8 protein-coding genes and 1 pseudogene are annotated in these 11768 nt (G+C 65.0%); 6 read left to right on the forward strand and 3 right to left on the reverse strand.

Annotation, left to right across the window (positions count from 1 at the left end; genetic code table 11):
* From ACFC3J_RS00705 to ACFC3J_RS00715, 3 genes are all read left to right on the forward strand, one after another.
* Entirely contained in the window at positions 1–795 is a 795-nt protein-coding gene (locus ACFC3J_RS00705) for an SDR family oxidoreductase (protein WP_375194295.1), read from the forward strand.
* Positions 792–1751, forward strand: coding sequence for an ABC transporter substrate-binding protein (locus ACFC3J_RS00710; protein WP_375194296.1), 960 nt, complete (start codon positions 792–794; stop codon positions 1749–1751). The genes ACFC3J_RS00705 and ACFC3J_RS00710 overlap by 4 nt, the downstream gene beginning before the upstream one ends.
* Before the next feature lie 93 nt (positions 1752–1844).
* Complete coding sequence (locus ACFC3J_RS00715; protein ID WP_375194297.1) at positions 1845–2879, forward strand: oxidoreductase; 1035 nt, start codon at positions 1845–1847, stop codon at positions 2877–2879.
* A 267-nt stretch (positions 2880–3146) separates the two neighbouring features.
* On the opposite strand, the gene ACFC3J_RS00720 is transcribed toward ACFC3J_RS00715, so the two are convergent.
* Positions 3147–4259, reverse strand: a complete 1113-nt coding sequence (locus ACFC3J_RS00720) for an ROK family protein (RefSeq protein WP_375194298.1) — start codon at positions 4257–4259, stop codon at positions 3147–3149.
* A 126-nt stretch (positions 4260–4385) separates the two neighbouring features.
* Between ACFC3J_RS00720 and ACFC3J_RS00725 the strand changes: the two genes are divergently transcribed.
* Genes ACFC3J_RS00725 through ACFC3J_RS00735 form a run of 3 tightly spaced genes read left to right on the forward strand, consistent with a single transcriptional unit; the run spans position 4386 to position 9052 of the window.
* The gene (locus tag ACFC3J_RS00725) at positions 4386–6869 is read left to right on the forward strand and encodes a TonB-dependent receptor (RefSeq protein ID WP_375194299.1); all 2484 of its coding nucleotides are present in this window, start codon (positions 4386–4388) and stop codon (positions 6867–6869) included.
* Positions 6869–8059, forward strand: a complete 1191-nt coding sequence (locus ACFC3J_RS00730) for a YdcF family protein (protein WP_375194300.1) — start codon at positions 6869–6871, stop codon at positions 8057–8059. The genes ACFC3J_RS00725 and ACFC3J_RS00730 overlap by 1 nt, the downstream gene beginning before the upstream one ends.
* 15 nt (positions 8060–8074) lie before the next feature.
* A complete protein-coding gene (locus tag ACFC3J_RS00735; protein ID WP_375194301.1) occupies positions 8075–9052 on the forward strand; it encodes a nuclease in 978 nt (325 codons plus the stop codon).
* Between the two features lie 59 nt (positions 9053–9111).
* Here the strand turns inward: ACFC3J_RS00735 and ACFC3J_RS00740 are convergent.
* A pseudogene (locus tag ACFC3J_RS00740) lies at positions 9112–10344 on the reverse strand (MFS transporter); the annotation flags it as partial.
* 288 nt (positions 10345–10632) lie between these two features.
* Complete coding sequence (locus tag ACFC3J_RS00745) at positions 10633–11640, reverse strand: LacI family DNA-binding transcriptional regulator (protein WP_375194302.1); 1008 nt, start codon at positions 11638–11640, stop codon at positions 10633–10635.
* Positions 11641–11768 lie beyond the last annotated feature (128 nt).

Raw genomic sequence — 11768 nt, forward strand, 5'->3', positions numbered from 1 at the left:
ATGGAACTGAAGCTTGCAGATCGGGTCGCCGTCGTTACGGGCGGATCGTCGGGGATCGGGCTGGAGACGGTGCGCCTGCTGCTGGCGGAGGGCGTGCATGTGATCAGCTGCGCCCGGCGGCAGGAAGGGCTGGATCAGGCCCGCGATGCGCTTGCCGCGCAGGGCGTGGACGTCGGGCGGCTGGTTTCGCAGGCCTGCGATGTGCTGGAGGAAGCATCCGTGGCGCGGCTTGCCGACATGGTGGGCGACCGGTTCGGCCGCGCGGACATTCTGGTGAACAATGCGGGGCAGGCGCGGCTGAGCACGTTCGCCTCCACCTTGGACGCGGAGTGGGAGGCCGAACTCAACCTCAAATTTTTCAGCGTGATTCGGCCCACTCGCGCCTTTCTGCCGTTGCTCAAGGTCAGTGATGCGGCGTCGATCGTCGTCGTCAACTCGTTACTGGCGCGTCAGCCGGAGCCGCATATGGTCTGCACCTCCGCCGCCCGGGCGGGCGTGCAGAATCTCGTGAAATCGCTCAGTGTCGAACTGGCGCCGGCGGTGCGGGTCAACGCGATCCTGCTGGGTACGGTCAATAGCGGGCAATGGGAGCGGCGGTTCAGGGAACGCGCGAAGCCGGGCCAGTCGCTGGATGAGTGGCTGGCCGAACTGGCGCAGGAAAAGCAGATCCCGCTGGGCCGTTTCGGCAAGCCGGAAGAGGCGGCGGCAGCCATCGTCTTCCTGTCCTCTCCCGCCGCCGGTTTCATCACCGGCGCGGCGCTGGAGGTGGCGGGCGGCGTCTCGCGCTTCGCATGATGCACCGTCGCGTCCTCATCGCGGCCATGGCGCTGCTGCTGATGGGCGCCAGCGCCCCGCCGGAGCCGTTCGTCTATCTGCTCCCCGCGCCCAAGGAAGCGATCCCTTTCGCGCCCTTTTTGCTGGCGGAGGCCGAAGGCAGCTACGCCCGCGAGGGGTTGGCCGTCCGCTTCGAACAGGTCGCGGGGGGCGGCTTCAAGGTCGGCGAGGCGCTGGGGCAGGGCAGGGGCGATGCGGGCGGCGCGCTGGGCGATACGGCGACGATTCTGCGCGGGCGGGGCGTGCCGGTGCAAGGCATCGCGCTTCTCGGCCGACACAGTTTTCTCACATGGATGGGCGTGAAGGAACTCTCCATCGACGGCGGCGCGTTGCGCGGCCAGTCCATCGGTGTGCCGTCGAAACAGGACGTGACCTATTATGCGCTGAAGGCGCTGCTGCATCAGGTCGGCCTGACGCCAGAGGATGTGACCGTGGTGGTCGCGGCGCCCGATGCGCTGGTCGCGGCCATGGCGCGTGGCGAGATCAGGGCGATGGTGGGTACGGTCGACTGGGGCGTTCGGGCGGAGCGAGCCGGCATCGCGCTCGATTACCGGCCGATGGACGCCTATTATCCTGCCATGGCGCAGGCGGTGATGGCCTCTGACGCGGCGATCGCCGGCCGGCCGCGGCTTCTGGCGCGCTTCGCTCAGGCGACCCTGCGCGCCCTGCATGGGATGGCGCGCCATCCCGACCGCGCCGCCCGGCGCTATGCCGCTCTGGTGCCCCGGTCAGGCTATAGCGAGGCGGAAGTCGCGCGCATCTTCACCCTGATGGCGCGCCATATCTACGGCAAGGGGGCCGGTCCGTTCGACGCCCTGACCATGGAGCGCGCCGCGCAGGCCGCCGTCGCGGAAGGGTTGCTTCCTCCCGGCACAGCAGCGGAAGGCAGCTTCACCAACCGGCTGGTGTCGCGCTGATCCCTTGGGGGCGACGCCGTTGCGCCTTATGATGGGGCCGGAAGCCGGACCGGCTCGACGGGGCGGCATATGATTCCGGCGGAAGGAGGATGTGTGGCGCAGGAGATCAAGGTAGGTCTGGTGGGTTTCGGACTGGGCGGGCAGGCTTTTCACGCGCCCTATGTCACGGCCACCCCGGGCATGACGCTGAGCGCTGTCGTTTCCAGCGATTCCGCGAAGGTTCATCGACGCTATCCGGACGTAATCGTCGTGCCGACGATAGAAGCGCTGCTTGGCTTGCCCGACATTGATCTGGTGGTCGTTTCCAGTCCTGACGCTTTTCACGCCGAACATGCTCTGGCCGCCATCTGCAAGGGCAGGCATGTCGTCGTGGACAAGCCCTTCGCCGCCACTCTGGCGGAGGCGGAACGGGTCGGTCGGGCAGCCGATCAGGCCGGCACGATGCTGACGATTTTTCACAACCGGCGCTGGGATGCCGATTTTCTTACGCTGCGGCGGATCATGGGAGAGGGGCTGCTCGGCGACATCGTCCAGTTCGAGAGCCATTTCGACCGGTGGCGGCCGACCGCCTCCACGCTCTGGAAAGATGCACGGGCGGGCGGCGTGTGGTTCGATCTTGGTCCGCATCTGGTCGATCAGGCGCTCTGCCTGTTCGGCATGCCCGAGGCGGTCTATGTCGACATCGCCGCCTTCCGTCCCGACGCGCCCGCGCCGGACTATTTTCACGCCATCCTTCATTATCCCGGGCGCCGGGCGATCCTGCACGCCGGCAAGCAGGTCGCCGACCACCGGCTGCGCTTCGCGGTCCATGGCACGGCGGGAAGCTGGATCAAGCAGGGCGTCGATCCGCAGGAGGCGGCGGCGCTCGCAGGCGGTGCGCCCAACAGCGCGGGGTGGGGCAGTGATCCGCTGAGCGGCACCTTCACCGCGGCGGGCCAGCCTGACATCGCCCGGAACATAGCCAATGAAAGGGGCGATTACGGACGCTTCTGGAAGGACGTTGCCGCAGCGATCCGGGGCGAAGGGCGCAACCCGGTGCCGCACGGCGAGGCCATCAATGTCATGCGCATATTGGACGCGGGGCTGACCAGCGCGAAGACCGGGCGAAGGGTGACGCTGGAGCATTGACAAAGCAGGGGGCATCACCTGCTGGCTTGGAAAAATGCGGAAGGCCAAGGACAGGCAGGGCCTGATCCGATCCAGCCTGATCGATCAGGCTCCAGGCATCCGCCATCAGCGAAGCCAAACCCGATAGCTGTAGGGAATGTGACAAGCGAAGGGCAATTTCCCAGCTTATCGATTCCGAACGGGACAGTCGCCTGCGGGCCTTTCGGGGAAGCTGGAGCGATTTCCAAGCAAACGGAATCGATGGCTGAATCTCAGATACAGCAAGACTCATCTTTCGGCGGACAGCGCATGAATAGGCAACAATGCCGCGCCCAAAGTTATCGGCGAGCCATGGAGGCTGGATATCTGCACGGGCGGTCGACGCTTATGGACCGTCGTTACGAGATCGGCACGATGAAGGCGTTCGGATAGCCCCTGAAGAATGGCGGGTGGCAACGTGCCAGCCAGCACGATGGCGCCCGGATCGAGCCAGGCGAAGGCAGTATTGCATACAGCCTCCAGTTGCCCGGCCGCCCGAGCCAGCCAAGCTTCGATCGTCGGCGCCTGATCTGCGGCCCCAAAGTCGATGTCGGCAACGGATGACAGGTTGCAGCCTGCATTGCGGAGCATCGCGAGCAGATCCAGCGGACTGGGGCGAGGCATATGTCCGGGAAACAGGCAACCGATCTCACCGGCCACGCCATATTGTCCGCGCACCAGCCGCCCATCGACGATGACCCCGGCGCCGATCCCGAAGCCCAGCAACAGCACGACGATGGTACTGAAATCCCGCAGCAGGTTTCCCAGATAATATTCGGCGATGGCGGCAGCATTGGCGTCATTCTCGATCCACAGCGGCCAGCCCATTTCGGCGGTGAGAATGTCGCGCAGCGGTGCATCGCGCCAGTTTGGCAGCACGTCGACCACGCTCCACCGGTCGCCCGTCGGCGACAAAGACGGTCCCGGCACGGCCACGCCAAGTCCCAGCATGCGCCGCCCCAACAGACCATGACGATCAACCAGTTCATGAGTGATCCGCCGGACCTTGCGCGCGAAGCCATGGGGATCGATCGGCTCGACCGCTTCATGATGGGTGGCGATCGTGGTGCCGGTGAAGTCGACCACGGAGATGTCGAGAAAACCCTCGTGCGCCGTCGCGCCGACCGCATAGCCGCCATGACCCGCCAGTCGCAGGGGGATGGCGGGGCGCCCGCGCCCTTGCGCTTCCGCCCCCGGCACTTCCTCCACCAACTCCAGGCTGAGCAGGTCGCGCGACAGGCGGGTGAGCGCTGTCCCGCTGATTTCCAGCACGGCCGCGAGCGCCGAGCGGGACAGCGGGCCGGACTTGCGCAGCATATGGAGGATGCGCCGCTGATCCTTGTCCAAGCCGGGAAACTGCATGGGGCCGCTTTCTCTTCCGATAATGCGACGACCCGGTAGGCGCCATTATTTATTTTCACAACAATAATTAAAAATGTCACATGCTGTCCGCAGGGAGCGCCCGATTGTTTAGAAAAGGGGCTTTCCATGATCAGGACCATGCTTGCCACTGGCACCGCTGTTGCGGCGCTTTGTGCCACCACCACCGTTCGGGCGCAGGATCCCGCGCCCGCCGCCGAGAGCGCCGAAGCACCCGCCGGCGCTTCCAGCGACATCATCGTCACCGGGTCGACCCGCGCGCAGCGGCGCTTCGACGTCTCCTATGCGATCAACACCATTTCGCCCGAGGATGTGGAGAAAATCGCCCCGGTGAACTTCGCCGACCTGATCGGTCAGCTGCCCGGCTTCCAGACCGAAATCACCGGGGGCGAGGTGCAGAACATCTACCGCATCCGCGGCCTTCCCAATGATGGCGGCTTCGTCAGCTTCCAGCAGGACGGCCTGCCGCTGTTCCATGAGAATGACGGCGTGTTTTTCCGCGGCGACGCGATCCTCAAGCAGGATCTGATGACCGACCATGTGGAGGTCGTTCGCGGCGGCCCGGCGCCGGTCTATGCCAGCTATTCGGGCGCGATCATCAACGCCATCACCGTGACCGGCAGCGACGTGGCCCGCGGCAAGGCACAGCTGACGCTCGGCGACACCGGCCTTTACCGCCTCGACGCCTATCAGGCTGGTCCGTTGGGCAAGGATACTTATTATGCCATTGGCGGCTTTCTGCGGTACCATGACGGCTATCGCGACAATGGCTTCCCCAATGACAAGGGCGGCCAGATCCGCGCCAATATCAAACATGATTTCGACAATGGATCGGTCAAGTTCAACCTGAACTATGTGAACGACCATAATGTCTTCTACCTGCCGATCCCGACCGCCGATCCGCGCGATCCCAGCGTCTCGCTCGACAGATATATCGACTATTTCGACGGCACGATGAACTCGCCGGCGCTGCGCAACGTCAACCTCATGTATCGCGATGGCACCGGCCGGATCCAGAGCCGCACCAGCGACCTTTCCGATGGCCGTCACATGCAGATGGTCAATTTTGGCGCGCAATATGACGGCGAGTTCGGTGACTGGCTGGTTTCGGCGAAGGCGGGCTACACGCAGGGCAAACTGGATTTCACCGCTTTCTATTCGACCACCAATCCGGCGGATGGCGCAATCTTCGCTTCCAGCTATCTCGGCCGGGCGACCGCGGCCTTTGGCGCCGTCAATCGGCTCGGCTATGTTTTCGCCGGCACCAACAGCGTCTATGATCCCGCGACAGCCTCAGGCCTTGTCATGCAGGGTCAGTATCGCGACATCCACTCGAAATTTTATTCAGGGCAGGCCAATCTTTCGGTCGCCCGGAAGTTCGAGACCGGTATCGGCAGCCATGATCTGAAGCTTGGTCTTTATGCCAGCCTCTATGGCGAGGACAGCCGCACCCTCTATCAAAATTATCTGATCGAAGTGGCGGGCAAGCCGCGCACGCTCGATCTGGTCGCCTATAATGCCGCCGGGATGGAGATAGGCCGCGTCACCGACAATGGCGTGCTCAACTATGCCGCGACGCTCAACCAGGGGGATAGCGACGCCAAGATGTTCGCTCTCTATGCCAACGACACCTGGGAGATTGTCCCCGGCGTGCGGATCGACGCGGGTATCCGGCATGAGCGTTACAGTTACGAGGGCTGGGCGGCTGTGACCGAGCAGGCCAATCTGGGCGATGCGACCACTCTGGCCGACGACGCCACCCGCGCCTTTACCGGGACGATCATCAACCAGAAACTGAAGCCGCACGTCACCAACTGGACGGTCGGCGCCAATTACGACTTCAGCAATCATGTCGGCATCTACGGCCGCGCCTCGCATCTGGAAACGCCACCCAACGTCCAGACGGTGATGAGCATCAACCCGACGATCATCACTACCGTCGCGGACCAGTTCGAGGCGGGTCTGAAGCTCGCATCGGGCCGCTCCTACCTCTACGTCACCGGCTTCTACACCAATTTCGATCCGCTGAACGCCAGCTTCCTCGCTTATGATCCGACCACGGGCCGCAATGACGTCAACGTGCCTTTCATTGGCGAAGCGCAGGTCAAGGGCGTGGAGTTCGACGGCAAGCTGGCGCTCAATGACTGGTTCTCGCTCAACGGCGCGCTCACCATCAGTGATCCCAAATACAAGAATTTCCAAAGCGCGACCGGTGCCGATCCGGAACAGGCCGAGGGCAACCAGATCGTCCGCCAGCCCAAAATCTACGGCAATATCCGCCCCAGCTTCGACTTCCGCACCAACGATACGGATATCTCTGTCTATGGCCGCTACACGTACATGGGCAAACGCTTCGTCGATCTCTACAACAACACAGCCCTGCCTGCCTATGGCACGGTGGGCGCGGGCGTGACGGCGCGCCGGGGCAACTGGCAGATGCAGATTGTGGGCGATAACCTTTTCAACGCCCATGGCCTGACCGAAGGCAATACCCGCACCGACTCGCTTGCCGGGCAAGGCAGTGCGGAGGCGATCTATGGCCGCCCCATCTTCGGCCGCAATGTCCGCTTTGTCATCAGCAAGAGCTGGTGATGCGGCAGACGGTGGCAAGGATGATCGTCGCGGCGGCGGCGGCGCTCGCACCCGCTGCCTCTTCGGCGGTTGTGACACGATCTGTTCCGGCTTCGGCGGGGGCGGCGCGCGACAGGGTGGCGGAGGCGCTGTCGCAGCGCCTCTTCCCGCTGCTGGATGCGGTGGGGCATGATGCGGCGGCCCTCGCCCAGGTGAGGGCGCGCGCTGCGTCCCTGCTGGAGGCCCGGCAGGTCCGGCGCGCGGCCTGCGGACCCGACCTCCTTTGCGCCGCGCAGGCGCTGGTCTGGACTCCGGCGGAGGTCGAGGCGATGGCCAGCGCCGCCGCAACGTTGAGTGGCATTCCGGGGCCGGACGACGGCGCCGCTGCGCAGATGCGACGGGAAATCGAGGGCATCGACGTTATCCTGCGCAGCTATGGGCTGGGACAGGTGCCGCCCTATCCCCAGATCGACGGCGCCGGCGCCATCGATCCGCAGGAGCGGCAGGCGCGGCTGCAAGCCGCTGACTGGCTGTCGCGCACGCTGCGCCGGGGATCGGCGCAGGCGCTTGACCCCAGCATCGACTATGCGCTGGCGCTGCTGGATGTCAGCGACCGCACCGATGCGATCGGCTATGAACCGCTGACCGGGGGCGCGAATGCGGCGGCGATGGCGCGGGCGAAGACGCTGGACTGGGGCCGCTACCGGTTCAGCGCCATGATCGTCACCGGCGTCGGGCCGGAGGTCGAGGGAATGGCGCTCAGCCCCTATGGCAAATATCATCTGCGTCTGGCCGCCAACCGCTTCGCGCAGGGGGATATGCCCTTCATCATCTTGACCGGCGGGCGCGCCCATCCGCGCGCGACCCGCTTTGCCGAGGCGGAAGAGATGCGCAGGGCGCTGATCGAGCGCTATGGCGTGCCGCCCGAGGCGATCGTCGTCGAACCTTATGCGCGGCATACGACCACCAATTTGCGCAATGCCTCCCGGTTGTTGATCGCGATGGGCGCGCCGCTCGACCATGACGCGCTGATCGTCTGCAATCCACAGCAAAGCGGGATGATCGAAAGCGTCCAGTTCATGAAGCGCAATTCCGATGAGCTTGGCTATCAGCCCGGCAAGATCGGCCGCCGCCTGTCGCCGACGGAACTGGCCTTCCGGCCTGCCCTCGCTTCGCAGCGCGTCGATCCGCGCGATCCGCTCGACCCCTGAATCCGGAGCTTTCTGATGCGTTTCCTTGTTCTTGCCTCGCTTTTCGCGCTGCTGCCCACCACCGCTTACGGGTGGGGCGGCACCGCCCATGCGGTGATCGACCGCGCTGCGATAGAGGCGATACCGCAGGATGGCCCCGTCTTCCTGCGCGCCTATGTCGACTATATCGCCGCTTCCGCCTCACTGCCGGACAGCTGGCGCGGGGCTTCGGAGAATTTCTCGAAGATTGAGGAGGATCCCAATCATGGCTGGTTCCGCGAGCAGTTCGCCTTCCTGAAGCCCATTCCGCGCTCGCGCTACGAATTCGTCATCGCACTCTACAAACATCATCAGGCGATCAGGGACAGCGATCCCGCGACTGCCGCGCGGACAAATGTTCGCTGGACCGGCACACTGCCCTACGCAGCGATCGAGGCGTATGACCGGCTGGTGGTTTGCATGCGCGCGGTGCGCCAAGCGCGGGCCGGGGGCGGCGATGCTTCGGTCCCCGAACGGCATTGCGCCTTCGATACCATTCGTCTGGGCCATTATATCGGCGATGGCGCGCAGCCGATGCATGATTCGGTCCATTCCGACGGCTGGCGGGGCGACAATCCCAAGGGCTATACCCGCGACACCAGCGTCCACGGCCGGTTCGAGGGCGCGTTCGTCGACGGCATGAAGCTGAGCGTGGCAGACATTGCGCCGCGCATCGGCCCCCCCGGCCATCGCAGCGGCGACATGTTCGATGCCGTGCTCGCCTTTCTCGACGAGGCGGGGGACAAGGTGGAGGAGGTTTACCGCCTCGAACAGCGGAACGGCTTTGCCGATTTCGCCGATCGGGACGTGCGCGCGCTGGTTTATGAGCGCACGGCGGCGGGCGCTTCGATGCTGCGCGACATGCTTTGCCGGGCCTGGGCGGAAAGTGCCCTGGCACCGGTCCGGGCGGCGCCTTCGCCGCTCGATTTCGCCAATCCGCGCTTCAATCCCGAAACCGGCTCCGCCCCCGACTGACGCCGCCTTTGCAGCAGGACAAGCAGGCGGGCATGCCCCGTATGGCTGAGGTCGAAGTGGCGCAGCAGCAGGATCGCGGCAAGGCTGCCGGCGAGCGGGATGCCAAGCCCCAGGCCGATCATTCCGCCCTCCACCACGGCCGCCTGCGTCTTGCCCGGAGCATAGCCCAGCCCTCCCAGCGTCCAGCCGATCAGGCTGGTGGAGGCGGCCCCGCTTGCCTTCACCAAGACGAGATAGAAGGCGAACAGACCGGCTTCAAACCGTCTGCCGTGGCGCCATTCCACCAGATCGACCGCATCGGCGAGAAGCCCCCAAGGCAGCATGAAGACGCTGGCAAGGCCCACTCCGATGACCGCGGCGCAGAGGGCGAGCGCGGCTGGGCAGGACAGGCAGAGGAGGAAGGCGACAAGGCCGATCGCGCTCACCCCATGCCCCATGGCGAGCAGCGCGCTTTTGCTGAACCGGCCGGTCATCCCGGTCCACAGGATCACCCCCGCAAATTGGCCGACCGTCAGCGCCAGCAGCAGGGTGGCGACCAATTCCGGTCGATGGACGACATAGCTGCCGATATAGAGCAGCATCCGCCCGAAAGCCGGCGCAGCAAAGCCGGTCAGCAGGGCGAGCAGGCCCATGGCGATGACCACCGGATCGCGCAGCGGTACGTCGATGCCGTCCTGCCCCATGGCGCGCGGCGCCATTCCGGCGCCGCTGCCCGACGTCCATGCGCACAACAGCATGGTGACGGCAAAGAGGCCGCCCGCGACGAGGCCGGTGAGGGCCAACCGATCGAACGCCTGTTCGCTGCCGGCCTGCTGGACCAGCGGCATCAGCCAGGTCGCGACGATCAACGCGCTGCTAGTGCTGAAAAACAGCCGATAGCCCGACACGCGCCCACGCGCGCGGCTGTCGCTCGTCACCTGCGTCATCAGCGCATTGTGCGGTACGTCGATGACGGCATAGGCGCCGCGAAAGACCAGCAGCGCAGCAGCCAGCATCACGACATCATGCGCGCCCAGTGCGGGCATTGCATAGAGCAGGGCGAAGGCGACGGCGCAAGGCGTGGCGGCGGCCGCCACCATCCAGCGATAACCCTTGCCCGACTGCGTCAGACGGATGACCAGCCGAGCAGCGATCAGATCGAAGACGAGATCGCCGCAGAGCGCCGCCAGCATCAGCCACCCCGCCGTCGCGCCGCCCAGCTTCAGTACGTCGGTCAGCAGGAACAGCACCGTCAGGTCGGCGCCGCCGAAGATCAGCGCCTTGCCGAAATTGCCGGAGGCATAGGCCAGCATCCGGCCTTCCGCCCGTTTCTGGATCAACTGGACTTCCCCTTTGCGGCCGCGTGGGCTGTTACGGGCCGCGCTGCGCTTAGGTGCCTATTTTTTCAATTGTGCGACAAAGGCGTGACCTGAGTCGGGTCGAATTCTCAACTCGCGGCGCCTCGCGAATGTCGTCGATCTGCGCGGGCGGATGCGTGGTGCTGAAGTGCGCATAGTCCAGCACCAGCAGTTCATGGAAGCGGTCGCGCAGCCGTGTCAGCGTTGCCGGGGCGCGCGGACAGGGACATGCACAAGCGGGCGTCAACCCAGCCCGGCGCTCTTGAGCCTGGGAGCGGCGCTGGAGCCGCGCGCGATAAGTTTCCCGGCCAAAACGACCTTGCGAGCCGCCGCTTGGGGATATTCAATCCGGTCGGACAGCATGGCCATGGCGGTGCGGCCGATCTCCTCGACCGGCTGTTCGATCACCGTGATGCCCCCGCCAACCAGATCCATCCAGCCATCATTGTCGAAGCCGGCCAGCGCGACATCCTGCGGCACGGACCGCCCGCTCTCGTGTACCGCCCGCATGACTGCCATCAGCATGACGCCGTTGCTGGCGATCAGCGCGGTCGGCGGGTCGGCGCGCTCCAGTAACGCGGTTACGGCGCGTTCCGCTTCGCCCGGTCCATGTTCGACCGCCACCGCCTCCGCCGCCATGCCGAGTGCGGCCGCAGCCTGTTCGAAACCGGCGCGCCGCTCCGTTCCGGTAGAGCTTGCCGCGCCGAACAGTCCGGCGATCCGTCGATGCCCCTTGCCGTGCAGATGCTCGACCAGCATGGCCGCCATGGCGCCATTGTCGAGCAGAACCCGATCCTGCGTCGACCCCGGCGTGGCGCGGTCGATCAGCACCACGGGGAAATCCAGTTTCATCCGCGCAGTCCGCTCCACGCCTCCGCGCGTTGGCGCCAGGATCACGCCAGTTACCCGCTCTTCCTGCATCAATTGCAGATACATGGCCTCCTTGGCGGGGTCTTCGTCGGTGTTGCACAGGATCACCCGCATGCCGCGCGCATAGGCAATGTTCTCCACCGTCCGCGAAACGGCGGTGAAGAAAGGGTTTCGAATGTCGGCCACGATCAGGCCGATGGTGTTGCTGTGCTTTGAACGCAGGCGCCGGGCTGCCAGATTGGGCCGGTATCCGGTCGATTTGACCGCCGCCAGTACCCGGTCGCGCATGGTCGGATCGACGGAGCGCCCCGCCAGCACCCGCGACACAGTGGCGGGCGATACCTCGGCGACTCGCGCAACATCCTTGATCCCGACGCTCATGGGAAAATCGTTTTCCTCATCCCCTTGCTCAACGAAACGAATATCGTCGAATTCCTGGGCGTTTTGCAAGCCTCTTGACAAAATGATGAGAAAACGTTTTCTTAAAGACGAGAGAGGAAGCCTGAGAG

It is taken from the genome of Sphingobium sp. (assembly GCF_041987595.1).
Taxonomy (GTDB): Bacteria; Pseudomonadota; Alphaproteobacteria; order Sphingomonadales; family Sphingomonadaceae; genus Sphingobium.